This window comes from Pseudomonas sp. SCA2728.1_7 (assembly GCF_018138145.1).
Taxonomy (GTDB): Bacteria; Pseudomonadota; Gammaproteobacteria; order Pseudomonadales; family Pseudomonadaceae; genus Aquipseudomonas; species Aquipseudomonas koreensis_A.
The window spans coordinates 838948-865231 of sequence record NZ_CP073104.1 but is presented as its reverse complement, the minus strand read 5'-3'; the positions used below and the strand labels follow the sequence as shown (position 1 = coordinate 865231).

At 58.5% G+C, this 26284-nt stretch carries 20 protein-coding genes and 2 pseudogenes; 9 read left to right on the top strand and 13 right to left on the bottom strand.

From position 1 onward, the window contains the following. The first annotated feature begins 57 nt into the window (after positions 1-57). From KBP52_RS03830 to KBP52_RS03795, 8 genes are all read left to right on the top strand, one after another. Positions 58-1176, top strand: coding sequence for an aryl-sulfate sulfotransferase (locus KBP52_RS03830; RefSeq protein WP_137217147.1), 1119 nt, complete (start codon positions 58-60; stop codon positions 1174-1176). Positions 1177-1254: 78 nt separating this feature from the next. Further along, the gene (locus KBP52_RS03825) at positions 1255-2544 is read left to right on the top strand and encodes an FAD-binding oxidoreductase (protein WP_212622114.1); all 1290 of its coding nucleotides are present in this window, start codon (positions 1255-1257) and stop codon (positions 2542-2544) included. 26 nt (positions 2545-2570) lie between these two features. Beyond that, on the top strand, positions 2571-3128 hold the full coding sequence (locus KBP52_RS03820) for an XRE family transcriptional regulator (protein WP_212622113.1): 558 nt from the start codon (positions 2571-2573) through the stop codon (positions 3126-3128). Positions 3129-3149: 21 nt separating this feature from the next. Further along, positions 3150-4496: a glutamine synthetase family protein gene (locus KBP52_RS03815; RefSeq protein ID WP_212622112.1), complete on the top strand. Its 1347-nt coding sequence runs from the start codon at positions 3150-3152 to the stop codon at positions 4494-4496. 167 nt (positions 4497-4663) lie between these two features. Then, entirely contained in the window at positions 4664-5152 is a 489-nt protein-coding gene (locus KBP52_RS03810; RefSeq protein WP_212622111.1) for a DUF2867 domain-containing protein, read from the top strand. A 139-nt stretch (positions 5153-5291) separates the two neighbouring features. Continuing rightward, the gene (locus KBP52_RS03805; protein WP_077572949.1) at positions 5292-6449 is read left to right on the top strand and encodes a two-component system response regulator; all 1158 of its coding nucleotides are present in this window, start codon (positions 5292-5294) and stop codon (positions 6447-6449) included. 43 nt (positions 6450-6492) lie between these two features. After that, the gene (locus tag KBP52_RS03800) at positions 6493-10881 is read left to right on the top strand and encodes a response regulator (RefSeq protein WP_212622110.1); all 4389 of its coding nucleotides are present in this window, start codon (positions 6493-6495) and stop codon (positions 10879-10881) included. Between the two features lie 533 nt (positions 10882-11414). Beyond that, positions 11415-11777 (top strand): hypothetical protein, encoded by a 363-nt coding sequence (locus KBP52_RS03795; protein WP_212622109.1) that lies wholly within the window; start codon positions 11415-11417, stop codon positions 11775-11777. Positions 11778-11929: 152 nt separating this feature from the next. Here KBP52_RS03795 and KBP52_RS30430 read toward each other — a convergent pair. The 3 genes and pseudogenes from KBP52_RS30430 to KBP52_RS03785 form a co-directional block, all read right to left on the bottom strand. Further along, positions 11930-12741 (bottom strand): annotated as a pseudogene (locus tag KBP52_RS30430) (IS4 family transposase); the annotation flags it as partial. A 320-nt stretch (positions 12742-13061) separates the two neighbouring features. Then, positions 13062-13439: a hypothetical protein gene (locus tag KBP52_RS03790; RefSeq protein ID WP_212622108.1), complete on the bottom strand. Its 378-nt coding sequence runs from the start codon at positions 13437-13439 to the stop codon at positions 13062-13064. 228 nt (positions 13440-13667) lie between these two features. Then, a pseudogene (locus KBP52_RS03785) lies at positions 13668-14625 on the bottom strand (IS4 family transposase). Positions 14626-14915: 290 nt separating this feature from the next. On the opposite strand from KBP52_RS03785, the gene KBP52_RS03780 reads away from it, so the two are divergent. Continuing rightward, positions 14916-15167 carry a hypothetical protein gene (locus tag KBP52_RS03780; RefSeq protein WP_123594637.1) on the top strand — a complete coding sequence of 84 codons (252 nt, stop codon included), beginning with the start codon at positions 14916-14918 and terminating at the stop codon, positions 15165-15167. A 63-nt stretch (positions 15168-15230) separates the two neighbouring features. Here the strand turns inward: KBP52_RS03780 and KBP52_RS03775 are convergent, their stop codons facing one another. The 10 genes from KBP52_RS03775 to KBP52_RS03730 form a co-directional block, all read right to left on the bottom strand. Beyond that, positions 15231-16529, bottom strand: a complete 1299-nt coding sequence (locus KBP52_RS03775; protein WP_212622107.1) for a carbohydrate porin — start codon at positions 16527-16529, stop codon at positions 15231-15233. A gap of 86 nt (positions 16530-16615) precedes the next feature. After that, positions 16616-19021: a glucose/quinate/shikimate family membrane-bound PQQ-dependent dehydrogenase gene (locus KBP52_RS03770; RefSeq protein WP_212622106.1), complete on the bottom strand. Its 2406-nt coding sequence runs from the start codon at positions 19019-19021 to the stop codon at positions 16616-16618. 326 nt (positions 19022-19347) lie between these two features. Then, a complete protein-coding gene (locus tag KBP52_RS03765) occupies positions 19348-19653 on the bottom strand; it encodes a DUF6482 family protein (RefSeq protein ID WP_077572938.1) in 306 nt (101 codons plus the stop codon). Between the two features lie 14 nt (positions 19654-19667). Next, the gene (locus tag KBP52_RS03760; protein ID WP_077572937.1) at positions 19668-20378 is read right to left on the bottom strand and encodes an SDR family NAD(P)-dependent oxidoreductase; all 711 of its coding nucleotides are present in this window, start codon (positions 20376-20378) and stop codon (positions 19668-19670) included. Next, positions 20375-20917 (bottom strand): DUF3833 domain-containing protein, encoded by a 543-nt coding sequence (locus KBP52_RS03755; RefSeq protein WP_077572936.1) that lies wholly within the window; start codon positions 20915-20917, stop codon positions 20375-20377. The genes KBP52_RS03760 and KBP52_RS03755 overlap by 4 nt, the downstream gene beginning before the upstream one ends. A gap of 81 nt (positions 20918-20998) precedes the next feature. Then, complete coding sequence (gene folE / locus KBP52_RS03750) at positions 20999-21556, bottom strand: GTP cyclohydrolase I FolE (RefSeq protein WP_077572935.1); 558 nt, start codon at positions 21554-21556, stop codon at positions 20999-21001. Between the two features lie 315 nt (positions 21557-21871). Beyond that, entirely contained in the window at positions 21872-22774 is a 903-nt protein-coding gene (locus KBP52_RS03745) for a bestrophin family ion channel (RefSeq protein WP_160057785.1), read from the bottom strand. Positions 22775-22906: 132 nt separating this feature from the next. Continuing rightward, a complete protein-coding gene (locus tag KBP52_RS03740; protein WP_212622105.1) occupies positions 22907-23719 on the bottom strand; it encodes a DUF1206 domain-containing protein in 813 nt (270 codons plus the stop codon). A 183-nt stretch (positions 23720-23902) separates the two neighbouring features. After that, positions 23903-24907 (bottom strand): XdhC family protein, encoded by a 1005-nt coding sequence (locus KBP52_RS03735; RefSeq protein ID WP_212622104.1) that lies wholly within the window; start codon positions 24905-24907, stop codon positions 23903-23905. A 12-nt stretch (positions 24908-24919) separates the two neighbouring features. Beyond that, complete coding sequence (locus tag KBP52_RS03730) at positions 24920-26272, bottom strand: cytochrome c (protein WP_212622103.1); 1353 nt, start codon at positions 26270-26272, stop codon at positions 24920-24922. Between the last annotated feature and the right edge of the window lie 12 nt (positions 26273-26284).

Sequence of the window (26284 nt, the reverse complement as noted above, 5' to 3'; positions counted from 1 at the left end):
TTCAGTTCACCTTGCCGCGTTGCTCGCGGCAGGTTTTCACACGCCCGGAGAAAAGCCATGCCCAACCTCGAAACCACCACACTCAAGCGCCGCAAAACCGGCCTGATCGCTGTCGATCATGCGCGCAGCGCTGGCGGCTACACGCTGTTCGCGCCACAAACGGCGGATGGCAACGTGTTCCTCGTCGACCTTGATGGCGAGGTCGTTCATCGCTGGAAACTGCCTCAGCGCCCCGGCCGCGACGCGGTGATCCTGCGCAACGGCAACCTTGGCTACAACGGCAACCATCCGGATTCACCGGATCTTTTTCCGGGCTGGTCGGTGTGGCATGGCGGCGCGTTCAGCGAAGTGACGCCGCAAGGCGAAGTGGTCTGGGAGCACACCGATCTGCTTCACCACCACGACGCGCAATGGCTGGACAACGGCAACCTGCTGTACACCACCGCCGAGCCGTTGAGTGCCGATTTGGCCCAGCGTGTGGTGGGCGGTATTCCCGGCAGCGAGGCGCCGGGCGGGGTGATTTATGCCGACGTGGTCAAGGAGGTCGATCGTCAGGGCAATGTGGTTTGGGAATGGCGCAGTTGGGAACATCTGCGACCTGAAGACTATCCGCTGCACGAATGCTTTGAACGCCACCACTGGCCGATGACCAACGCGGTCACCCCCGGCCGTGACGGCAAGGTGATCCTCAGCCTGCGCAGTGTTTCGTCAGTGATCGCCGTGCAGCGCGGCAGTGGTGAAGTGCTGTGGCGATTGGGCCACGATCTGGTCGCGCAGCAGCACTGCCCGAGTGAGCTGGAAAACGGCAACGTGCTGGTGTTCGACAACGGCATCTTCCGCCCGCACGTGAGCATGCCGCACTCGCGCATTCTCGAAATCAACCCGTCGACGCAACACATCGAATGGCAATACGCGGACACCCCGGGGTATGCGTTTTTCACCCCGTTCATGGGCGGCGCGCAGCGTTTGCACAACGGCAATACGCTGATCACCGAGGCCAACTTCGGCCGTTTGTTCGAAGTCACTGCGACTGGCGAAGTGGTCTGGGAGTACGTCAATCCGCACTTCGCCACGTACCCCGATGCGGCCTCACGACGTTATTTGCCGGGGGAAAACAACGCGATATTCCGTGCTCACCGTTATCAGCGCGCAGACCTGCCTTGGCTGCGTGACTGAGCACCTTGGCTTGCCGGCGTGAAATATATTCTGTAGATTTTCATGAAATTATAAAAAGATAATTTCATGGGGGCGCGAATGTTCCTGCAATCCAGCCAGCACGTCGACAGCTATTACGCCCACAGTTGCGCCGATATTCTGCGTGATCGGCCGGCGCTGGAAGGTGAAATTGACGCCGACGTGGTGATCATCGGCGCCGGTTTCAGTGGCCTGCACACGGCGCTGCGTCTGGCCTTGGCGGGCAAACGCGTGATCGTGCTGGAAGCCAGTCGCGTGGCGTGGGCCGCGTCGGGCCGCAATGGCGGGCAAGCCATTCTCGGTTGGTCGTGCGACATGCCACCGCTGGAAGCTGCGCTGGGTCAGGAGCGGGCGAAACGCTTGTGGGACGGTATGCGCTGGGCTGCTCGGGAATTGCGTGAATTACCGGATCGTCACGGCTTCGATATCGATTATCGCCCCGGGCACCTGTGGACCTCGGTGATGCCACGCCGGGTCAGCCTGCTAAGCGAATGGCAACACGAGGCCAGCCACAAGTGGGGCCACGATGTGTTGCAGTTCATTCCTCGGGAACAACTGCCGGAATGGGTCGCCACCGATCGCTATCAGGCCGGGCTCTACGACCCTGAGGGCGCGCACCTCAATCCACTGAAACTGGCGCTGGGCCTGGCGGATGCCATCGAGCGAGCCGGCGGGCGTATTCATGAACAAAGCAAGGCGCTGAGTTATCAGGAGCAGGGCGGTGGATTCCGGGTCAACACCGAGCGCGGTTCAGTGCGCGCCGATGTGCTGGTGCTGGCGTGCAACGCTTATCTCGATGAACTCGACCCGCAGTTGTCCAGCTGCATTCTGCCGGTGGGCACTTACCAGGTCGCCACCGCAGCGCTGACGTCCGAGCAGGCCACTGCGCTGTTGCCGCGCAATGTCTGCGTGACCGACAACCAGTTCGTCCTCGATTACTTCCGGCGCACGCCGGATAACCGTTTGTTGTTCGGCGGCGGTTGCACCTATCTGGGCGGCATGCCCAAGGACATCGCGGCGGCGACACGGCCGTTTCTTGAGCGGGTGTTCCCGCAGCTCAAAGGCGTCGGCATCGAGTTTGCCTGGGGCGGGCATATCGACCTGACGATCAACCGCACGCCGGACGTTGGCGGCGAGGGCAATCGTTATTGGCTGCAAGGCTATTCGGGCCACGGCGTTCTGCCGACATTGGCCGCCGCGCGTGCGGTGTCCGCTGCGATTCTCGGCGACGCGGATGAACTGGCGTTGTATCAGGGCTTGAGCAATGGCCGTTTCCCCGGCGGCAAACATTTCGCTGCACCGCTGGAGGCCATCGGCAAGGCCTGGTATCGACTGCGCGACAGCATTTGATGAGACTTTTTTCGGAATCGGCGACCATGAACAAGCAAGAAGAAATCGCCGCACTGGCGATCCTTATCCACGACCTGCGCAAGCACAAGAAGTGGACCCTGAAGGAACTGGCCGACAAGATCGGCCGTTCGGTGGGTTTTCTCTCGCAGGTCGAGCGCGGTTTGTCGCGGCCGACGGTGGCGGATCTGACCGCGATCAGCGAAACCTTCGGCGTGCCGACCACCTATTTCTACAGTTTGCCCAAGCCCAAGGAATTGCCTTGGGTGACCCGTCCGGACGAGCGCCGCACGTTGTATTTCGCCAACGGCATCACCGACATTCTGGTGTCGCCGCAGATCCGCGCCTCGTTCTCCATGCTCGAAAGTCATCTCGAGGCCGGTGCGAGCAGCGGCGACCGCCATCTGACCGACAGCTCGGAGCAGGGCGGTTACGTCCTCGAAGGCGAATTGACGCTTTGGCTGGGCGACGACGAAGAACCGACGACGTTGAAGGCCGGCGACAGCTTTCAATTCGACAGTCATACCCGCTGCCGCTACGGCAACCTCACCGAGCAGCTGACCCGCGTGCTCTGGGTCTACACCTGATCACAACAAAGGATGAACACGATGGACGCTGTCTGCGCTGACCTGCTCGCCGAAGTGCGTGCCTTTCGCCAACGCTACCCCGAGGTGCGTTATGTCGACCTGATTTGCCTGGACATCCCGGGGCACTTTTATGGCAAGCGTTATCCAATCGACATGCTCGAAAAAGTCGCCGGCGGCAGCGTACTGAAACTGCCGCAAAACTGCGTATTACTGGGCGTGCAGGGTGGTTTGTTTCCGATTGGCGATTACTGCTTCAACGACGGCGACCCGGATGCCGTGCGCCGTCTGGTGCCGGGCACACTGAAGCCGGTGACCTGGGAAGCGCAGCCGCTGGGGCAGATGCTGATCACTTCGGACGGCACCGAAAAACCGATCGAATTCGAACCCCGTGAAGTCCTCGCGCAGGTGCTAAAACGCCTGGCGCGCAAAGGCATTCACCCGGTGGTGGCGTTCGAGCTGGAGTTTTATCTGTTCGACAAAAAACTGCGCGACGGCCTGCCGCAATTTGCCCGCGACGATCTGACCGACGATGCTGATGATCAACCGAACTTGCACATCGAACGGCTCTCACGTTTCGCGCCGGTGCTGGATGACATGGTCGAAGCCACCCGGGCGCAAGGTATCGACGCCACGGTGATCACCGCAGAACTCGGCCCCGGCCAGTTTGAAATCAACTTCGGCCATCTCGACGACGGTTTACGTGCGGCGGATTGGGCGGCGTTGTTCTGCCGCAGCACGCGTGGTGTTGCGCTTAAACACGGCTATCGCGCCAGTTTCATGGCCAAGCCGTACTTGCAGCATCCCGGCAGTGGCATGCATGTGCATGTCAGCCTATATGACGCTGAGGGAAATAATCTGTTGGCCGCCAATGATCAGCAGTCGTTGCGCCATGCAGTCGCCGGATGCCTGGAATTGCTGCCGCGCAGCATGCCGATCTTCGCCCCGAACCAGAACTCGATGCGTCGCTTGGGCGGTACGGTGAACACCGCGACCAAAGCCAGTTGGGGCTTTGAGGATCGCGATGCGTGCCTGCGGATTCCAGAGTCGGACGTGAAGAACCTGCGGGTTGAATATCGCTTGGCGGGCGCGGACGCCAATCCGTATCTGGTGCTGGCGGCGATTCTGGTGGGGCTTGAACACGGGCTGGAGTCGGGCAAAGAGCCCATTGCGCCGCTGAATGAAGATCGCAGCAGCGGGATCGATTTCCCCAAGGAAATGTTCGAGGCCGTGCGCGCGATGCAGCATCAGCCGCCGTTGCGTGAGGGGCTGGGTGCTGAGTTTGTCGATGTGTATTGCGAGAACAAGCGCCAGGATCATTTGGCATTCATGCAGGAAATCACTGCGCGAGAATATCGCTGGTATTTGTGAGGGCGAGGGCAATTTCTTGAATGTAATGAATTCACGCGAGCTTGCAGAGTGCCTGTGAGAAGAAGGATGTAACCCGTGCAATTATTCCATCGGTTCTCTGCCGAAACTCGAAGTGCCGGTCTCCGGCAGTACGGCAAGGGCAGGCGGATCACTGAAAGGAATCACGTATGACCACCCCATCACCTGCTCACACCCTGAGTGCATTGCCCGATCTTGATTACTATCACAGCAGATCGTTGCTGCTGCCTGTTGAAATCACCACTCTTGATGCCTGGAACTTCATGCGGGCCAAGCCGGGACGGTGCATGCGGCTGGCGTTTCGAACGAGGGATGCGATTTCTTCGTTATTCGGTGTGGAGCGCATCGGCGGGTTCTCCGGTGCCCGGCGAGAAACCGTACAGGCTGGCGAAAAGCTGGATTTTTTTCTGGTGGAGCATAGCGCCCCCGACTTGCTCGTTCTGAGCGTGAGAGACCGGCACCTGGATGTCATGATTTGTCTTTCGATAACAGATCGGGTGTTCACGATCACATCGTCTGTCGTAACGCATAACGTCTTTGGGCGCCTCTACATGTTGCCGGTGGGCTTGGTCCATAAGTTACTGGTCAATAGGGACCTTGAGCGTCTGAAACGCGAGACAGGCGCCGCCGCAACGTGATTGTCGACGCCAGCGTCGAGAGGGGTCGCTATCGACCAATTTCCACCTAGCGATTGCAGCTTTTCTAGCTACGCTTGCCAGCAAGAGATTGGTGCAAGCACGCCGACTACTTAATTGTCTGGCAAGGGAGCCAACAACCATGGATAGCACTCACGGCGTTTACCCATCAGCTACCGTTCTGGTAGTCGACGATACCCCCGATAACCTGATGCTGATCGCCGAGTTGCTCAAGGACAAATATCGGGTCAAGGCCGCCAACAGCGGCGAAAAAGCCCTGCGCCTTCTACAGGCCGACCCGCTTCCCGACCTGATCCTGCTGGACATCATGATGCCCGGCCTGTCCGGTTATGAGGTTGCCGAACAGCTCAAGCTTGACGCTCGCATTCGCCATATTCCGATCATTTTCCTGACCTCGATGACCGCTACGGAGGACGAGATTCGCGGCTTGAGCCTGGGCGCTGCGGATTACATCACCAAGCCGATCATCCCGCCGGTGCTCATGGCCAGGGTCGAGACTCAGATCAAGCTCAAGGCCGTTGCCGATTTCCTGCGCAATCAGAACGACTTTCTGGAGCAGGAAGTGCAGCGGCGTACCCGCGAGGTGATCGCCATCCAGGATGTCACGATCCACGCCATGGCTTCGCTGGCCGAAACCCGTGACAACGAAACCGGCAACCACATTCGCCGCACCCAGCACTACATCAAGCGTCTGGCTGAACTGTTGTGCAATCACCCGCGCTTCCGCGACTTTCTCGACGAGGACACGATCAAGCTGCTCTTCAAATCGGCGCCGCTGCACGATATCGGCAAGATTGGCATTCCTGATCGCATCCTGCTCAAACCGGGACGGCTCACCGCCGAAGAGTTCGAGATCATGAAGACCCACACCACCTTGGGGCGCGACGCCATCCAGCACGCAGAGGATCAGTTGGGAATAAACGTCGACTTCCTTCATCTGGCCAAGGAAATTGCCTACGGCCATCAAGAAAAATGGGATGGCAGTGGCTACCCGCAAGGCGTGGCCACCGATGACATCCCGATCAGCGCCCGATTGATGGCCGTGGCGGATGTCTACGATGCGCTGATCAGTCGTCGCGTGTACAAGCCCGGCATGCCCCACGAACAGGCGGTGAAAATCATCCGCGAAGGCCGCGGCTCGCATTTTGATCCGGACATCTGTGACGCGTTTCTGGCCAATGCCGAGCAGTTCCGCGAAATTGCCGAGCGCTTCGCCGACAGTGACCAGGACATGGCCAGGCAGGTAGCTCTGCTTGAGCAGATTGCCGACCGTCCCTGAGCCCCGCGAATCCGTTTGCACATCCAGCTGAAAGAGGCCGTTTATGAACAGACTGTTCGAGATGCTCGAGCGCCTGTCCCTGCGCAGCAAATTGATTATCGGCTTCGCCGCGCTGCTGATATTGATCCTGATACTGGGCGTGCAAAGCCTGCGCACCCAGTATTCGCTCAGAAATGAAATGCAGCAGTTGTACCAACAGGATCTGGTGGGTATCCAGCATGTGCAGGAGGTTCGGGTGCAGTTGCCGCATCTGTTGCTCGCCATGCAACGTGCAATCGCTACCAACAACGCCGACATCCGTATCAGCGCCAGAGCCCAGATGGATGTCGCCCAGGCGCGACTCCATGAAGCGCTGGAGCAGGTCCGTCCAACACTGCGCCGACAGAGCAGCATCAGCAGCCTGCTGGAATTCGAACGGGTATTGCAGCGTCTGCAAAAAGATGGCGATGAAGCGTTGGAGTTCGCCGGCAAGGGTTCCTTGGGGCAGGCCTTGATGTTGCTCAACAGTAAGGACTTTCTTGCGTTGGAGCAGGGCGGCGACGGGCTGCTTACGCAGATCGAGAAAAACAAGGAAACCGACATCCACGATACAGCGAAGAACCTGGCTGAGTACGCAGAGCGTAGTACTGCGATCACGTACATCTTGCTGTTGGGTGGTTCGACGCTGGCCTTGCTGTTGACCTGGCTGGTCAGTTATTCCATTCGCGTGCCGCTGAACCGCGTACGCGTGGCCGTGGATGAGTTGGCGTCGGGCAAGCTGGACGGTCAGATCCCGCACACCGACCTGCGCAATGAAACCGGCGATCTGGCGCGCGCCATTGCCACGCTGCAGGTGGAGGCTTGTCAACTTGAACGGCAGCGCTGGGTGAAAGCTCACGCCTCGCTCCTGCAAGTCGATCTGCAACAGGCCGAGACACCGCAACAATTGGCCCAGGCTTTTTTCAGCCGTATCGCGCCACAGTTGGGCATGTGCCAGGGGGCGCTTTACGTGCTCTATGAAGGCGCATCACGCCTGCGACTGGTCGGCGGTTATGCGGTGGACAGTGAGCACCCGTTGCCCGCCGAGCTTGAACTCGGTGAGGGTTTGCTTGGCCAGTGCGCTCTGGATCGCCAACCCCGTCAGCTTGAGGATCTGCCCGAATCGTTCTGGCATGTGCGCGCGCAGTTGGGCGCAGCTGCCGCCAGCCACCTGATGGTGCAGCCGGTGCTGCGTGGCGAGCGCCTGCTCGGCGTTGTGGAAATGGCAGGCTTTCGCTCGCTGGAGGAGAACGAGGTGTTGCTCTTGCAAGAAGTCCTGCCCAGGCTGGCCGGTGCGATGGCCATTATGGAACGCAGCGAGGCAGCCCAGGCGCTGCTGCAGGAAACTCGACGCCAGGCTGACGAAATGGGCGCGCAAACCTTGCAGCTGGAACACCAGGCCAGAGAGCTGGAGGCCCAGCAGGCCGCACTGCGCGCCACCGAGGCCTGGTACCGCGGCATCATCGAGGCAGCACCGGACGGCATGCTGGTGCTGGGGGCCGACGGCCGTATTCTGATGACCAACCCGCAAATGGACACCTTGTTTGGCTACGCCCCCGGCGAGCTGATTGGCGCCAGCATCGAACGTCTGGTACCGCAGGCTGCCCGCGAGCGCCATGTCAAGTTACGCGATGGCTTCATTGCCAGCGGCGGAACCCGGCAGATGGGCGGCGACCTTGACGATCTGAGCGGGGTACGCAAAGACGGCAGTCTGTTCTCCGTGGAAATCGGCCTTTCTCATCTACCGCGTCTGGAGGGGCGTGGTGTCTGCGTGTGTGCCTCGGTGCGCGACGTGAGTGAACGCCGCGCGATGGAAGCCCGGCTGCGAACCGCCAGCGATCGCCTGAACCTGGCACAAGAGGCCGGTGACATCGGGCTGTTCGACGTCGATCTGGTCAGCGGCACAAATTATTGGACGCCTCAGCTCGAAACCCTGTTCGGACTTGAGCCTGGCGGATTCGGTGGCACGTTGGCGCACTGGCAGGCGCTGATGCATCCCGAGGACGTGGCACGCGTCAGCAGCGCCTTCGAGAGCGCCATCCAGAGTGGCAATGACCGCGTCGAGTTCGACTTCCGGATCGTCCGCAAAAACGATGGAAGGGTGCGCACGCTGCGGTCGCTGAACCGCTTCTCACGCACGCCTGACGGCAAACCATTGCGCGCAACCGGCATCAACATCGACGTCACCGCATTGGCAGAGGCAAGGGCTGCGGCCGAAGAAGCCACGCAGGCCAAGAGTGAGTTCCTCGCCAACATGAGCCATGAAATCCGTACGCCGATGAACGCCATCATCGGTATGAGCCACCTGGCGCTGCGTACCGAACTGGACAAACGCCAGCGCAACTACATTGAAAAGGTCCACCGCTCGGCGGAGAACCTGCTGGGGATCATCAACGACATCCTCGACTTCTCCAAGATCGAGGCCGGCCGGATGAGCCTCGAACAGGTGCCGTTCCGCCTCGAAGACGTACTCGACAGCTTCGCTGCCATGATTGGCCTGAAGACCGAGGACAAGGGCCTCGAGTTGTTGTTCCAGATCCCGCCCGACTTGCCCACGGCACTGCTGGGCGATCCCTTGCGGCTGGGGCAGGTGCTGATCAACCTCGGCAACAACGCGGCCAAGTTCACCGAACACGGCGAGATCGTGGTCGGTCTGGAACAAGTGGGCGCGTACACCGACAGCGTGGAGCTGCATTTCTGGGTGCGCGACACCGGCATCGGCATGACCGTCGAGCAGTGTTCACGCCTGTTCCAGTCGTTCAGTCAGGCGGACACTTCGATCACCCGCAAATATGGCGGCACCGGTTTGGGATTATCTATTTCCAAGAAACTGGTGGAGCTGATGGCCGGCCGAATCTGGGTCGAGAGCGAGCCGGGAGTCGGCTCCACGTTCCACTTCCAGGTACAACTCGGCGTACAGCAAAATGTTCTGCCGCGTCGCATGTTCAAGGCTGGCGAGCTGTTGGGCATGCGCGTACTTGTCGTGGATGACAACACCAGTGCCCGTGAAATTCTCTCGGGCATGGCACGCAGCTTTGGCCTGGAAGTGGACGTCGCGCAGAACGGTAGTCTGGCGCTGCGCATGTTGGCCGACGCCGAGCACAAGGTCCTGCCTTACGATCTGGTCTTGATGGACTGGCGAATGCCCGGCATGGATGGCATGGAAACCGTGAGCAGAATGCATTCCGCCAGTCTGCTGCGCACGCCATCGGTCATCATGGTGACGGCTTTTGGCCGCGAAGAAGCCCGCGAAGAAGCCGAACGCCAAGGCATCCAGCTGCCGGTGGTACTGACCAAACCCGTCACGCCGTCATCGTTGCTCGAAGCCATCGGTGTCGTGCTGGGCAGAGACACGCACAGCGACACTCGGGCTGGCGAACGCTCCCAACACAATGCCAGTACCGTCGCCAGTCTCAATGGCGCGCGGCTGCTTCTGGTCGAAGATAACGAGTTGAATCAGGAGCTGGCCAGCGAGCTGCTGGGGAGCGTCGGAATACGCTTGCGACTCGCCACGCACGGCCAGGAGGCCTTGGATATTCTCGGCGAGGATGGCGACTTCGATGGCGTGCTGATGGATTGCCAGATGCCGGTGATGGATGGCTACACGGCCACCCGGCAAATTCGCCAGCAACCGCGCTTCAGCACGCTTCCGGTGATCGCCATGACCGCCAATGCCATGGACGGTGACCGCGAGCGCGCGCTCGAATGCGGCATGAACGACCATATTTCCAAGCCACTGAATGTCGAAACCATGTTCGCGACAATGGCAAAGTGGATCAAACCAAGAGCCGCTCAAACACCGCTGAACGCAGGTTTCGCCGATGGCTTGCCAGAGCGTCTTGAGGGCATTGATTTGGCTGCGGGTCTCGCCACCTGCATGGGCCGGCGGGATCTCTACTTACGTCTGCTCTGCAAGTTTCGCGATACGCAGACGGACTTTGCCGAGCAATTCCAGTCCGCACGGATCGATCCGGATCCTGCTGCCGCCGGGCGGCTGGCGCACAGTTTGCGCGGTACCGCCGGCAACCTCGGCGCCAAAGCCGTGGCGCAGGCTTGCGCTTTGCTGGAACAGGCCTGCCAGAACGGCGAACCGGCGACGCTAGTGCAAGCGCTAGCGACGCAGGTCGAACAGTGCTTGCGCCCGACCCTGGCGGCTCTGGCCGACCTTAAAGCGGACACAACGGCCTCCACGGATGGTGACCGGCTGGACGACTCGGCCATCAGCGAGCAACTGAACAGGCTTATTGTTCTTTTGGACGAAGGTGATACGGCGGCTTTGGACGTGCTGGCGGCACTGCGCAACAGGCCACTCGATCGAGCGTTGGCAGACCGTCTGACACTCGTCGCGGCGCAGGTGGAACTGTTCGACTTTGATCGCGCCTTGCAGCTTGTGAAAGGCTGCGATGGGCAGTAGACCGCTATTGGCGAACGTCTAATGCGGGCCACAAGCGGACATAGCCCAAAGGAAGCCTTCGGACCGAAAAAAGACCTTGTCCTAAAAAACCGATAGGCTCATGTACTTGTTATCAGTAAGAATCCAGGCGAAAGGACATGGCACTTTGTAAAGGCGATCTCATAAAACTAATCAGCGCTGATCAAGCAAAAGTAGTTTTAACTGATTGGATTAACTCTCGGGAGGCGGCACCGGGAGATATCGCTTGGGTGGAAGAAGTCTGTATCGCAGAGGATGGGCAGATCGTTCGCCTTCTGTGCGAGGACCGTCCTGGTTTTCTAGAGTGGCGAGCTTGCTTTTATGAGGCCGGGTTGGCCTATGAACTCCTTCCGGGCCCCGCTGACGTCGCCAATTGAATCTTTGCCTCAGACAATTATTGCTCCCCACCAAGAACTGCTTATGGTCGATGGACACTCGTCACGAACGACTGCCTTCGTCCAGCAGCAGGCCCTCACCTTGAAATGAGTAGAAGCAAGAAGATTCGGAGTAGGAAAATGCAATGTAGCTGCAACGCCAAGGGCGACCTGGTAGAGATTGGTCAGAAGTACACGGCGTTTGTCGCAGGAATGCGCTGCCTTGCAACGGCGGACTGGGTCAAACTATTGCAATGCCCCGGGTGTGGGCAGCTTTGGCGAACCGATGAGTGGGATAAATATCAACCGCTGTACGCGCGCAAGCTGGACTCGCCCGAGGGCTGGGAATCAGCTGATATGGAATCCTTGATCAAGCTACGCATCGTCGAGAATCATGGCGGTCTGGATACATCTGCTTGTCTGGCGAAGGACTGCCAGCAACCTGTACTCAAGGGACGAGCCTATTGCGTTGACCATTTTTATGAAACCGGAGCGAGAGGTTGAACCGTTGAAACTGGCCAGTAGAGCGGGATTAAAAGACAGACCCTGAAGGCCCCCCCACAAATCTACTCCAGGCTCTGCGCCTGATGACGCAGCTCATCGCGCAGAGCTTTCTCTAATCTTTCCCAATCTCCGCTGCCTCCGAACGCTATGCATCTACGCCAAGACTCCAGGCCCTGTCGCCACAATGAGAGCACGCGTCTTTCTCTGAGACTGTTGCTTTGATAGCGCCGCTCAAGGTTACTTTTTCGAGCCTGAAGTCCTGTTAAAAAGAGCAGGTAATGGGCGAGAGCGGCAATCAACAGCAGTATCTCAATACGATGCAGGCAATGGCTTCGATGTTGATTCAGACCCAATCCCAAGTGCTTACTTTTCACATCCCTGAAGCCCTCCCGATTTGCATACGGCGTTTATAAACCGCCACGATCTTTGCCGGACTCCACTCGTCCTGAGCCAGGTTGCTGGCAAGCAACCAAGGTTCAGGCTCGCGTCTGGCGGACTGTCGACTCAGTTTGTTTTTTTGCAATTGAACCCGTAACGCGTTGGTGTTTGCGGCGCTTGGCGCAGTGCCGTACGCAGTACAAGTCGATGAAGTGTTGGGCGCTTCGAGTCATCTCGACACGGCCAAGTGCCTTGGGTGAGGCGGCGGTCAAAGCATACAAATTCTTCACCGGTTGCCAGTCAGTTTCATCGCGCTGATAAAGTCGCTATTCCTTATCCGCGCGACGTAATACCAGCCTTGCGCAGCCACTGCCTTCATCCACGGTCGTCGAAAACCCGCACCGGTGACCAGAATCGCGACGCAGTTATCAGGTAGCAATTCGACCAGAGATTTGAGTAGGCGGTTTTGGTACTTGGGGCAGCTCTCGCGCTCATGAACGCTTTCATAAACAGGAAATGAGCGCCCCGCCAGAGGAGTCGATGCTCTTAGCAAAAAGGCTGTGCCTTAAGTGTCAATTCGAGACCAGTGACCAGGATCAAAGGCTCAGTGATGTCAGGCGGCGAGAATGGATAGAGGGCAGTGCTTGAGCGAGCGTTCTGGATGGCCTGCATGGGTTCGGTTTCTTGTATTTGTGTGGTGCAAATCAAGTTGCCGACTCATGCAGATCTCTTCAATATTCCAACTTCTTGATATTCTGTAAGAAAAATCGGGGGCCCCTCAGGATCTATCCTCCTGTTGATCAGAAAGAGAGGGAGTTATTAAAGAAGTCGATTAAATAAATCCCCTCTTTCTTCCGTTTTTTGATGACCTATTCAATACTGATGCCAACCCCTTCATTAGGCAGTTTAATGCTCACTCTTAATGTCATCAATAAGCCCTCCATTAGGAAGAATACCGATATCAACGAGGTTATCACGAGGCAGTTTAAAGTTGTCATCGTCATTTATACAACTTCTACCAGCTGGTACAATAGGCAGTTCAATTCTATCAATGTCATCTTTGTTGAATATACAGGCTATATGGTCATATTTTACATAAACTGAGACTGGCTTCATGTTGACCACTTCCTTGATTGTCAATCCGTAACTATCGGTCCCTTCAAGAGTCCCCTTATAACTTGGTGCCTTCGTCGTCCTCATGCCTTCATTATTTAAAAATACGGTCAACTCATTACCAATACCAATCTTACTATCGGCAATTTTTTTTCCGTCATTATTTTCCATCACACTAATCTCCGAAGTATTTTACTGACAATAACAAATGGAATGCATATCCGTCTCACTGCCCTTCCTCGGATTACGCAATAAAACAGTAGGCTGTTATCAGCATTGAATCACCTGTAATAAATGACAGTTTTTAATACTTTTTTGCGATAAGGGGACAAGAGAAGAGAGAAAAGCGAGAAAAGGACAGAAGGAATAAGGGGCCAGATTCTGAGGGATCCCCACAAACTACTCCAACACCTGCGCCTGTTGATGTACCTCGGCTCGCAAGGCGCGCTCAAGTCTCTCCAAGGTTTTTCGAGAGTTTGAGCCGCGTCCACTGCGCCAGTATTCCAAGCCCAGTCGCCACAGCGACAACACCCGTCGGCGTTAAAGACTATTGCTTTGAAAACGATGTTCATGACCCGCTTCGCGGGCCTGCAACCCCGTGAAAAAAATGATGTGATTGGCCAAAGCCGAGATCAGTAAAAGCACTTCGATTCGGCGTGGACAGTGACTCCGATGGCGAGTCACGCCAACGCCAAAGTGCTCGCTTTTTACATCCCTGAAGCCTTCCTCTATCTGCATACGCTGCTTGTAAATGGCCACGATTCTCGATGGATTCCATTGATCCTCCGGTAAGTTGCTGGCCAATAACCAAGGCTCTCGCTCACGATTGGCCGATTGCCTGCTGAGTTTGTTTTTGGCGATTGAACCGGTGACACGCTGATGCTTGCGACCCTTTGCAGAATGCCTGATGCAGTACAAATGGATGAAGTGCGGAGCGCTTTGGGTCATCTCGATCCGACCCAGTGATTTTGGTGCGGACGACGCCAAGGCGTAGAGGTTTTTAACCGGCAGCCAAATTTGTGCGTCGTTGCGGTAGAGATCCCGGTTACGCACTCGACCCACGTAATACCAGCCTTGCGCCTCGACGGCTTTGATCCATGGCCGGCGAAAACCTGCATCAGCTCCAAAACAGCGAACGCTCGGTTTGCAGATGCCGATTACCCAGCAACAGATCGACTCGTTTGATGGTGTGTTTGGGGCAGGCCTTGCCTGACATGAATCGACCAAGCCCCGTCAGAATGAGCCGACGTCCTTGGAGTAATGCGCTGACACAACACATCAATGTTTTCAGACGACGAGAATGGACAGCGGGAAGTGCTTGGGCGAGCGCGCTGTGTAAGAATCGGATGGCCTGCATGGGATTGGGATCTTGTTTTTGTGTGGTGCAATACTAGCTGCCGACCCATGCAGGTCTCTTCAATTACTAACTTCTTGATTTATTGTAAGAAAAAGGCTGGCAACAAAGCCTGATTAGCGGGCCATTGTTAAACGGTGGCGCTGACAATAGCCGGCGCTGCCTTTATTTGGCTTTTTTCGAACGCCTGAAAATAATCTGAACGGCCTCGGAACCTGCTCGCCTAATGATTAGCTTGTGGTCAATCGCACAGGCGCTGTGTCAATCACGGCACACTCCGAGAGGTGGTCAACGTGGCTAAAGACGAAAAGAAAAGCAAAGACAAAGGTGACGCTTCGAAAGCCAGCAAGGATCTGAAAGACAAAAAGTCATCACCTGCGAAGAAATCAGCGGCAGCTTCGGCGCTTTCCAAGTCCTCCGACAAGGACAAGAAAGACAAGAAAAAAGATGCCGAGCCGAAGAAGTCTGCCAAAAAAGCGGACAGCAAGCCTGAGAAGGCCAAGGATTCGAAGAAGGCTGACAAGCCGGCTAAAAAGAAAAAGTGATCTTGAAGACAATAAAAAACCCGGCATTCAAACCGGGTTTTTTATTGCCTGCTATTCGGGGCCTCAGAGTGCAGCTTTCACCTGCAATCCAAACACCAGCGCATTGTCGATGTCCTGCCCGGAGAACGCGCCCGGCTCGATGATGTACTGCACATTCGGGCGCAGGGTCAGCCAAGGCGTGGCTTGATAGCCATAACCGAGTTCGATCAATTGCTCGGCGCTGTCCAGGTTCGGGAATGCCGTGCCGTTGTTCAATGTGGCGTCCTGCAGCACGTCGCGGCTGCGCGGGTTCGGCACGGCGCGACCGTAGCCCAGCGCGACGGTGTCTCGCGGGCGACCTTCGAACGGTTTGTACAAAACCACGCCGGTACCGTACCACTTGCTGAACGGCGAAGCCGCTTCACTGGCGGCCGAGTACTGACCGAACGCGTGCAGGCTGCGGCCTTCGGACGTTGGCGAGTTCCAGACGGCCTGATCGATCAGCAGGTAATGACCGCCGCGACCGGACACTTCTTTATCGCTGCCGATGCGTTTTACATCGGAGCTGTCGTAGTAATAGCCGAGTTTGTATTCGCCTGGCAGGGCGCCCGCGTGTTTGTAGACCAACTCGATCGGCACCACGGTGCCGGTGGTGTGTTTCGGGCCAAGGTGCCAGGCACGGCTGGAGTTGCCGTTGCTTTGCGGGTCGACGTTGAACGCGGCCACGCGCAGTTGCCAGGACGGCGACAGGTCGTATTTCACCCGCACACCGAGGTGGGCGTTGGGGTAGTTGGTCCAGCCACTGCCGCCGGACATGTTCAGCGGGTGACCGCAGAAACCGGCGTTCATGAAGTTGCACAGAATGCCGCTGTCGAGGCCGCCGAGGTCATTACCCATGGCCATGTAACCGAGCTTCACGTTGAGCGCCGGGGTAAACAGGCTGCGCTCGTAACTCAGTTCGGTCAGGCGCGTGTACAGGCCGCCGTAGTTTTCCTGAATCGGCAGACGGTTTCCGACCAGATCTTCCGAAGCGCTGTTGCCGCGACGGTCGTTGATGGTCAACTGAACCTTGCCGGCATTGTCGACGCCGTACAGTTTGCTCAGATCGAACTGCACACCGAGCTTGATGTTCTGCGAGTAGCGCGCCGAGCGATGCAGGCCGCCGTCGGCGTTGTAGGCCATTTCACCGCTGTAATCGCCGGTGAACTTGATGCCTTGTTCATCCATCTGGTGACGCAAGCCACCCCAGTCACCGGTGAGGGTGCTGCGGGTCAACAGATCGGAATCGTTGTCGGCCAGCGCGGGGAGGGTGGTGGTGCACGCGACGCCCAGCAACAGGCCTTTGAACAGGTCGGAACGGGAAAAACCAACAGCCGATAGCATGTAAATCTTCCTGCAGAAAACATGAGCAATAAGGGGGAAAGCAGCGCGGCACCCGAAGGTGCCGCGCTTTACGTGGACACCGTGATTTACGGCAGGGCGTAAGCCATCACGTAGTCGCCGCGATCGGTCGACTGACGCGCGCCGCCGGCGGTGATGACGATGTACTGCTTGCCGGTTTTCGGCGAAACATAGGTCATCGGGCCGCCCTGGCTGCCGACAGGCAGGCGTGCTTTCCAGACTTCTTCACCGTTGCCGCTGTTGAAGGCGCGCAGGTAGAAGTCCTGAGTGCCGGCGATGAAGATCAAACCACCTTGGGTCGACAGCGTGCCGCCGAGGGTTGGCAGGCCGATCTTGATCGGCAGGTGCATGCGGATGCCCAGTGGACCGGTGTCTTCAACAGTACCGACCGGAACCTGCCAGGCGATTTTCTGGGTCTTCATGTCGATCGCCGTCAGCGTGCCGAACGGTGGTGCCTGGCAAGGAATGCCGGCTACCGACAGGAAGCGGTTTTTGTTCACGGCGTACGGCGTGCCTTTCAGCGGCACGGCGCCCATGCCAGTGTTCAGCGCTTCGCCACCGCCAGCGGCCTGGCCTTTGTTCTGCGACGGGATCATCTGAATCCACAGACCCAGGCGCATGTCGTTAACGAAGATGAAGCCGTGCACTGGGTCAGTGGAAATGCTGCCCCAGTTCATGCCACCCAGCGAACCCGGGAAGCTCAGCGATTTGTCCATGCCCGGCGCGGTGTACAGGCCGTCGTAGCGCATGCCTTTGAAGTCGATGCGGCAGAGCAACTGATCGTATGGAGTAGCGCCCCACATGTCCGATTCAGTCAGGTGCTGAGCACCGATTTCTGGCATGCCCACCGATTTCGGCTGAGTCGGGGAGTACGGTTCGTTGGGGATGTTCGCCGCTTTCACCGGGACTTCTTTAACCTCGGTCAGCGGTTTGCCGGTGGCACGGTCGAGCACGTAGATCTGCCCGGCCTTGGTGCCGATGACCAGCGCCGGAATGCTTTTGCCGTCCTTGGTGAAGTCGATCAGGCTCGGCTGCATCGGCAGGTCGAAGTCCCAGAGATCGTTGTGCACGGTCTGGAATACCCAGCGCTCGTCACCGCTGGTGGCGTCCAGCGCGAGGATCGAAGCACCGTAGGTGTGATCGAGTTTGCTGCGCTCGACACCATAGATGTCGGTCGACGAGCTGCCCATCGGCAGGAACACGGTGTTGGTCGCCGGATCATAGGACATCGGTGCCCAGCTGTTCGGCGTGCTGCGCACATAAGTGCTGCCTTCGGCCGGCGCGTTTTTATCCTGCGGGTTGCCCGGGTCGAACGCCCAGCGCATGGCGCCGGTCATCACGTCGAAACCACGGATCACGCCGCCTGGCATGTCGGTCTGCACGTTGTCAGCCACGCGACCGCCAACCACCACGGTGGTGCCGGCCATCAGCGGAGCGGAGGACAGCTGATAGTAGCTGTCCGGGACATTACCCAAACCAGCCTTCAGATCAACCTGGCCGTTGTTGCCGAAACCCTGGCAGAACTCGCCGGTGTCCGCATCGACCGCGATCAGGCGCGCATCGATGGTGTTGGTCAGCAGACGACGCTGGCAATTGGCGGCCGGCGCAGGCTTGGCTTCGATGATCGACGAGTTGCTCGGCTGAGCAATCGCTTTGGTGGCGTCGAAATAGGCCATGCCACGGCAGCGCTGCCAGACTTTCGACTGAGCGTTGATCGCGTTCTTCCACAGCTCTTTACCGGTGTCGGCATCGAGGGCGATCAGGTTGTTGTGCGGGGTGCAGATGAACACCTTGTTGCCAACCTGCAGCGGGGTCAGCTGATCTTCAGCACCGTTGCCATCGCTCTCGGCGACGTCACCGGTGTGATAGGTCCACGCCACTTTCAGCTTGTCGACGTTGTTGCGGTTGATCTGGTCCAGCGCAGCGAAGCGGCTGCCACCTTCGGTATTCCCGTAGTGAGCCCAGTCCTTTTGCGCCTTGTCCGGCTCGACCGGGGTCAGGCCCGGGCCAGTGCCGGTTGCCGCCACGGTTGGATGGGCGACAAACATATTGCCGGCCGCCACAACCACGCCGACCGCGAGCACCGCAGCCACGGCGTAAGCGCCGCGACCAGCAACGCCACCGTTGGCACGCTTGAGCTGCGGATAAACCAGCGCCACGACCAAGCCGATCACACTGAACATGAACAGGCGCGAGAACACCGGCCAGAACACCAGCCCGGCATCGCTCACCGCCCAGATCGCGGTGCCCACCAGGAACGCGGCGAACAACCACGCGCCGGCCAGCTTGAAGCGCGCGATCAGCAGACCGGAAACGGCCATGACCAAGCCACCCACCAGGAAGTACCAAGAGCCTCCCAGGCTGACCAACTTCACGCCGCCAGCAGCGAGCGCCAAGCCGAGCAGGGCGATGACGATGCCCAGCCCGATCAGAATGAATTTTGATATGCCCGAGAGGCGTTGACTCTGCTTCACGTTGAGTGTCCCGTTGAAATGAGGAACGCATTATATAGTTAGGTAACTACCTAGTTAAATCACTAATTCAGTAATAAAGCGTTATTGGATTTTTGATAATCCGCTTGGGCCGCAAATGGCGCTCTGACAGGCTTCAACAGAGCTTTTGAAAACCTGCAAAAGACGCCGTTTTGTCAGAAAAAATCATGGTTATGACAGCATTTCTATTTTGCTGTTTTCACTCAGCCAACAACGTTCAACTGACGCACGGCCGTAACACCAGCTTAGCGGGTACGCGACAAATGGGGCGGCCCCCGCTCGTTACCAGTTGATGTGCGTGGTTCGACTCATACGGGCGTAGTGAGCGAAAAGGGAATGCGCAGCTCTTCGACAGGCCCTGTATCGCGCCCGCACATTTCGTCGTGCACGCATTGCTGCACCAGCACGCAGGGAAAGGCCGGCACGGTCTGCAGCAAGTCACGCAGGTGGGTGATCGAGCGCAGGTGCATCGGCTTGGCTGCGTCATCCAGCAGGGTGAACTGGCCGTGATCCAGACGGATCCGCGCCAGATAAAAACCACCTTCGAGTGACAGCAGCTCCAGTTCACGTATTTCACTGTTGGCCGCACGTTCGGTGAGGGCTTGCAGGTTCATGCTTCACTCCTTGCCTACCAGGGTAGGCGTTCTCCATCGTAGGCAAAGAAATGGCCGCTGTCGGCCGACGTCAACTGGTCTATCAAGGTCAGTAACTGTTCAGCGGCAACGTCTGCCGGACGGGCGCTGGAGGCGCCGCGAAAAGGTTGCGACAACCCCGACACCACCGTGCCCGGGTGCAGACTGAGCAAGCGACTCTGCGGGCGCGTGCGTGCCAGTTCGATGGCGGCGGTCTTGATCAGCATGTTCAACGCAGCCTTGGAGGCGCGGTAGGCGTACCAGCCGCCCAAACGGTTGTCGCCAATGCTCCCGACCTTGGCCGAAAGCATCGCCATCGCTCCCCGAGGATCGAGCAGTGGCAGGAAATGACGCAACACCAATGCCGGTCCCAGCGTGTTCACTTGAAACACGGTTTGCAGCGCCTCCGGCTCGATTGCGCTGAAGCTTTTTTCCGGTTTGATCCCTTCGCGATGGAGCAGACCGGCCGCGTGGATGATCAGTTGATACGGCGCTTCGCCTGCCAGTTCGGAGGCGGCACTGGCAATCGTTTCGGGCCGTTCAAGGTCGAGCGCGGGGAGGGTACGGCGCCCCAGCGCACGAACGTCGGCACAGCGCGGATCCTGTTTCAGCAGTTGGCAAAAGGCTGTGCCGAGGGCGCCACTGGCGCCGATCACCAGCGCGCGATAACCGTCGCCGAGCGAGGCCAGGGTCAATGCGCGGTTCATTCGCTGACTCCGGCACCCTGGCGACGGAAGAACAATGTCACCTGTCCGACCTCTACGCCGAATTTGGACATGCTGGTACGGTTGATCAAGGTGTCCTCGTCCATCAAGTACATCCAGTCGTCCATGCTCATTTCGTAAGTCGAGTCATCGACCGGCAGATTCAGGCGATAACGCCAGTGCAACGTGTTGCCCGCGACCTGGCCCTCGGCGACACCCACCACGTCAGCCGCGCGACCGCTCCAACGCCCCTGGCCTTCGGGCGTGAGAGTCCAGACGCGACGTTGGCGGGTGCCGTCGCTGTACAGGAAGCGCTCGTCGAGAATCAGGTTGTTGCCCTCACGCCGGCTGACGATGTTGACCTCAAAACGCTTGGCCACCTCACCGTTGCGCTTCTGAAACATCCCCCAGGCTTTGACGGGCTGGCTGAAAAAACGCTGCAGGTCCAGGGCCGGTTGTTGCTCGGCATAACGGGCAACATCTACGCTGCCGCAGCTTGCAACGCTGAGGACCAGTGCCAGTAACAGCAGAAATCGGGTCATCGCCTAACTCCCTGAAACACACAAGTGAAGAGGGTGAGATTCGAACTATCGGCTTGTACAGTGACTGTCCCCTGTATAGCTTTATCGACGTCCGATCAGTTGCAGGAACTCCTGCCGTGTCGTCGAACTATCCCGGAAAGCCCCCAGCATCACGGAGGAGGTCATGACCGAATTCTGCTTCTCAACGCCGCGCATCATCATGCACATGTGCCGCGCTTCAATGACCACCGCCACACCGGCGGCATCGGTGATCTGCTGGATGGCGTCGGCAATCTGCCGTGTAAGGTTTTCCTGGATCTGCAGGCGACGCGCGAACATGTCTACCACCCGCGCGACCTTCGACAGCCCCAGGACCCGGCCGGTGGGGATGTACGCGACATGTGCCTTGCCGATAAAGGGCAGCATGTGGTGCTCGCACAAGGAATACAGCTCGATGTCGCTGACGATCACCATTTCATCGCTCTGCGACTCGAACAAGGCACCGTTGGTGACGTCTTCCAGGCTCATGGTGTAGCCGTTGCACAGGTACTGCATCGCTTTGGCGGCGCGCTTGGGTGTGTCCAACAGTCCTTCGCGCTCGGGGTTTTCACCGACGCCGACGAGAATTTCACGGTAATGGCTGGCTAATAGTGGGTTCATTCAAGGTGCTCGCGGCAGTGCTGTGCGTGAGGCCAATCCATAGCGAAAGAGTTGTACGCAATGAAGTGCTTTGTATAGGTTTTATTGAAGATAGGCTGAAAAAAATCACCTGACAATGAATCGGCAATCTTTTTTATGCAGATGCGAAAACCTCACATCGCAAAATGTGAGACCGCGAGGAGCGGGAAGCAGAGGGGGATGACAGTGAGCGCTCCGGGAGATGTGTGAGCGCGGTGCGATCACAAGCGATGTTGTGCGGCGTTCTGATTGATTTGGAAACCGTCAGACGTCCTGACGGTTACCGATTGCTGCACCTCAAGCGTTCTCTTCAAGCCTGCGCACGTCACCCAAAGAATCACGCTGCATCGACTGCAGGTTTTTCTCGATGGTTTCGCACAGGGCTTCCATCTGAATCTGGTGCTCGCTGTGGCGAAACGGGCTTTGCAGATCGGTGCCGATACGTTCGATGGCCAGCAGCATAAAACCCACCACGGTCGAAGCCAGCGGCGTGAACCAGCCCAACGATTCCACCAGACCGACCGGGACGATCAGGCAAAACAGCGAAATAAACAGCCGTGGAAAATACACATAAGGGTAGGGCAGCGGCGTATTGGCAATCCGTTCCATACCGCCCTGACTGTTGGACAAATCCACCAATGTCGACTCAAGCCGCGCCAGGCGAATGCTGTCCAGACGCCCGGCCTTGTATTCCCGCGCGAGCAAAGTCGCTGATCCGGTGAGGATATCGTTGGCAAAGTTATTGGTCGTGCCACTGCGGGCGAATTCTTCGGCGGGAATGAAGGCGCGGACTTCCTCGGGACAAGGCTGGCCTTGCAGATGCGCCGCGAGGCAGTTCACATAGGCGACATGGCGGCGCAACAGGGTCGACTTGACCGGATTGACCTCGCCATCGGGATCATCCAGCAACGTCAGCACCTGGCGGGCGAAGCTGCGCGAATTGTTGATCATCGAACCCCACAACGTGCGTGCTTCCCACCAGCGGTTGTAAGCGCTGCTGTTGCGAAAACTGATCAGCACGATCAATGCCGAACCCAATAACGTCAGTGGCATCAATGGCAGATTCAGCTTGGCGTTGAGGAACAACATGAAATCGACGGTGACGGCGATGTCCCAGAGCAGCAGCCAGAACAACGCCCAGCCGACATAGCCCAGAGTCTTGATGATCAAACGGTATTTTCTGACGATGGCAGCTTTCAAACGGAAACCTCGTGGTGAGCGGTAAGCGATAACGCCTTAGCTCGGACGCTGTTTTCGCGGGAAAGGTTCGGTCAATAGTCTGGCAATCGGCGTCTGGACTTTTCCGGGGTGATCATCGCCAAGGGTTATACCCTACGTTCTCGCTACGCCCGGCACATCCATATTGATCTTGCGCCAGAAAGCTTCCGCCAGACTGTAGACCGAGAAGGCAATCAGCCCCAAGGCCATCACCATCAAAATCAGCCAGCCAGCGGGTAGATTCTGCAGCGCATCGAGCGCTTCCTTCATCCCCGGTGGATCCATGGCTTGATAGGTGGAACCGCTGACCGCCAGCAGCAATGCAATCTCGATAAAAACCACGCCGCGCGCTATCAGACCAAACCGCGAGACCGGGCGGACGTAGCGCATGACATCCTCGTCGGCCTCGAAATACTTCTCGAACGTCGCTTTCCAGCCCTTGAAGATGTGAGCAATGCCGACCCCAAGCGGAATGAGGGCGATCAGGTACACCAGCCAGTTCGAGTGTTCCCAGGACAGAAGATGCGCCAGCCAGTCTTTGGTCTGTCCTGCGGAATCGCCCGAGCTTTTAATCCCGCTGATGAGTAGACCCAATGCAAAGAACGCCAGAGCACCGTTGACCAAGCCGCCCACCAACAGCCCTGTGCGAATCACCAGCCCTTTGAATTTTGTGCCGTGATGGTCGACATCACGCGTTGCCTGCAGGACACGCCAGGCGGCAAATGCGAGCAGCCCCGCCACGACAAGTCCAACCAGAAAATAGCCGAATGGCTGGCCCAGCAACGCTTCCAGACTCTTGTGACTGTCCTTTGGCCTGGTTGAATCCTGGGCTGCCAGCAACGCAAAGATGCCGATGATCAAATACAGCATTCCCCGGGCGGCGTAGCCTCCCCGAGCGAGAATGACAAGGTTGCGTTGCGCGGACATGGGACGTATTCCTGAGAGGGCATACCAGAGCAGACCCTTCTTGCCGGGAGGGGTTCTATGACCTGTCGAAGAACACAGTGAGCTGGTTTGTGCAGACAACTCATCAATAGCCGGAATCGTCACCTGATAAACCACGTCGTTTCGTTGCCGGCCGACAACGCCGACACAGAGTAGCCGCGCGGCTCATTCTGCGAGCGCTTTGGCCCTGGCAATTGAAAACGCTTTCGGCAGGCTGGCGCCATTCTTCGCCGCAAGAATCTCGGCCATCACGCTAACGGCGATTTCCGCAGGCGTCTTGCTGCCAATGTAGAGGCCGATCGGCCCGTGCAGGCGCTCCAGCGACGCCTCGGTTTCAGCAAAATGCTCGATCAGGCGTTCGCGGCGCAGTTGGCTGTTGCGCCGCGAGCCGATCGCACCGATGTAGAACGCCGGGCTGTGGAGCGCTTCGAGCAATGCCAGATCGTCGAGTTTGGGGTCATGACTCAAGGCGACGATGCAGGTGCGCAGATCGACCGCGAAGTCGCGGACCACGTCGTCCGGCATGCCGACAATCCGCTCCACACCGTCTACTGCCCACGTCTCGATGTACTCGGGACGCGGATCGCACACCGCCACCTTGAAGCCGTTGAACAAGGCCATGGTCGCCAGATATTCGGCCAGCGCTCCGGCCCCGATCATCAGCATCCGATAGCCCGGCCCCAAGGTGTTGAGCATCTGCGCACCATCGAAACTGAATTGTTCCGGCGTTGCGGTGGATTCAAGTATGACCTGACCGGACTCCAGCGTCAGGCCACGGCGAACCAGTTGCCCGGCGTCCAGTTGCGCCAGCAGCTCATCAAGCGACTGCCACGCCGGGTTGAATTCAAGGATCAGTTCAAGCGTGCCACCGCACGGCAAGCCGAACCGATGCGCCTCATCGGCGCTGACGCCATAGCGCACCACTTGCGGTGCGCTGTCGCTAAAAGCGCTGCCGCCATGGGCCGTGGTGAAGCGATGGATCAGATCGTCTTCGATGCAGCCACCGGACACGCTGCCCACCACGCGGCCATCGTCACGCAAAGCCATCATCGAACCCGTCGGGCGTGGTGATGAACCCCAGGTGCGCGCCACCGTGGCGAGCAACACACGCTCGCCAGCGGCCAGCCAGTCCCGCGCTGTGCGCAGGACCAGCAAGTCGATGCTTTCCATTAAAACCTCCTCTTAGCGCATCTGCAGGATGATCGGGCTGCTGCTGGCCGGATCAGTGTGTTCACGCAGTTTGCCCACCGCCTGCGCATCGACCGCTGTGCTCTGATTGCCCCAGGTGCTGCGCATGAACGTCAGCACTTCGGCGATCTGCTGATCCGACAACTGCTCACGGAAGGCCGGCATGCGATAGGCATCCGGCACGCCAGCCGCGACGACACGCTGCGAACCATTGAGGGTGATGTTGATCGCCGAGGCGCTTTCCTTGGCCAGTGCCGCGGTGGCGCCGGCCAGCGGCGGCATCCATTCAGGTTGCCCCTTGCCGTCGAGGCCGTGGCACGAAGCACAGCGCGTCACGTAGGTATGCGCACCGGGCGAGTCCAGTCGTTGCGCTGCCGATACCGCTTGATACTGCCACGGCGCGCCATCCCGTTCGCGATCCCCGGGAAGCGATTTCAGGTAGTGGGCAATCGCGGTCAGATCATCATCGCTCATGAACTGCGTGGAGTTGTTGAACGCTTCGGTCATCGAGCCGTAGACCACCGCATGTTTATTGCGACCGGTCTTGAGGAACTGCACGATCTCCGGCTCGCTCCAGCGGCCCAGGCCAGTGTTGTGATCATCACGCAGGCTCGGCGCGTACCAGCCATCGAGCAAGGCGCCGGCGAGGTACGGTTTACCGGATTCATCCAGTGCCTTCTCGTTGAACGCCAGGCCACGCGGCGTGTGGCAACTGCCGCAGTGCCCGGCGCCCTGAACGAGGTAAGCGCCACGGTTCCACTGTTCATCCTGCGACGGTTTCGCCGCATACGGTTCGGCATCGACAAACACGCTGTTCCACAGTGCAATCGGCCAGCGCAGATTCAGCGGAAAAGGAATCGCGCTCGGGATGTTGGCCTGTTTCACCGGCGCCACGCCTTTCATGAAGAACGCATACAACGCACGTACATCATCGTCACTGAGCTTGGCGTAGGACGGGTAGGGCATCGCCGGGTACAGACGGCGACTGTTGGGGGCCACGCCGTGACGCACCGCCCGGTCGAAGTCCGCCAGGCTGTAATGGCCAATGCCGGTTTCCGTGTCCGGGGTGATATTGGTCGCATGGATTGAGCCCAGCGGCGTGGCCATTTCCAGGCCGCCGGCGAACGGTGCGCCGCCCGGCACGCTGTGGCAGGCCACGCAATCGCTGAGCCGGGCGACGTATTCGCCACGCGCGACCAGTGCCGGGTCGATGTCGGCCACGGCGATCTGATGGTTTTCCAGGCGCGAGACGGGCTCGCGGGTGACATACCAGGCCAGCAGGCCTGCCGCGACCAGGCACGGCACTGCCAGCCAGCCTGCGGTTCTTGCGAATCGGCTGTTATTCATGGACGCTCCGGC

What these genes read in the sequence shown, in the direction of transcription:
- KBP52_RS03735 (WP_212622104.1), bottom strand. Translation starts at nt 24,907, where the DNA reads ATGGAAAGCATCGACTTGCTGGTCCTGCGCACAGCGCGGGACTGGCTG.
- KBP52_RS03805 (WP_077572949.1), top strand. Translation starts at nt 5,292, where the DNA reads ATGGATAGCACTCACGGCGTTTACCCATCAGCTACCGTTCTGGTAGTC.
- KBP52_RS03830 (WP_137217147.1), top strand. Translation starts at nt 58, where the DNA reads ATGCCCAACCTCGAAACCACCACACTCAAGCGCCGCAAAACCGGCCTG.
- KBP52_RS03820 (WP_212622113.1), top strand. Translation starts at nt 2,571, where the DNA reads ATGAACAAGCAAGAAGAAATCGCCGCACTGGCGATCCTTATCCACGAC.
- KBP52_RS03755 (WP_077572936.1), bottom strand. Translation starts at nt 20,917, where the DNA reads ATGACCCGATTTCTGCTGTTACTGGCACTGGTCCTCAGCGTTGCAAGC.
- KBP52_RS03825 (WP_212622114.1), top strand. Translation starts at nt 1,255, where the DNA reads ATGTTCCTGCAATCCAGCCAGCACGTCGACAGCTATTACGCCCACAGT.
- KBP52_RS03795 (WP_212622109.1), top strand. Translation starts at nt 11,415, where the DNA reads ATGCAATGTAGCTGCAACGCCAAGGGCGACCTGGTAGAGATTGGTCAG.
- KBP52_RS03740 (WP_212622105.1), bottom strand. Translation starts at nt 23,719, where the DNA reads ATGTCCGCGCAACGCAACCTTGTCATTCTCGCTCGGGGAGGCTACGCC.
- KBP52_RS03730 (WP_212622103.1), bottom strand. Translation starts at nt 26,272, where the DNA reads ATGAATAACAGCCGATTCGCAAGAACCGCAGGCTGGCTGGCAGTGCCG.
- KBP52_RS03760 (WP_077572937.1), bottom strand. Translation starts at nt 20,378, where the DNA reads ATGAACCGCGCATTGACCCTGGCCTCGCTCGGCGACGGTTATCGCGCG.
- folE (WP_077572935.1), bottom strand. Translation starts at nt 21,556, where the DNA reads ATGAACCCACTATTAGCCAGCCATTACCGTGAAATTCTCGTCGGCGTC.
- KBP52_RS03790 (WP_212622108.1), bottom strand. Translation starts at nt 13,439, where the DNA reads ATGGAAAATAATGACGGAAAAAAAATTGCCGATAGTAAGATTGGTATT.
- KBP52_RS03815 (WP_212622112.1), top strand. Translation starts at nt 3,150, where the DNA reads ATGGACGCTGTCTGCGCTGACCTGCTCGCCGAAGTGCGTGCCTTTCGC.
- KBP52_RS03800 (WP_212622110.1), top strand. Translation starts at nt 6,493, where the DNA reads ATGAACAGACTGTTCGAGATGCTCGAGCGCCTGTCCCTGCGCAGCAAA.
- KBP52_RS03775 (WP_212622107.1), bottom strand. Translation starts at nt 16,529, where the DNA reads ATGCTATCGGCTGTTGGTTTTTCCCGTTCCGACCTGTTCAAAGGCCTG.
- KBP52_RS03810 (WP_212622111.1), top strand. Translation starts at nt 4,664, where the DNA reads ATGACCACCCCATCACCTGCTCACACCCTGAGTGCATTGCCCGATCTT.
- KBP52_RS03765 (WP_077572938.1), bottom strand. Translation starts at nt 19,653, where the DNA reads ATGAACCTGCAAGCCCTCACCGAACGTGCGGCCAACAGTGAAATACGT.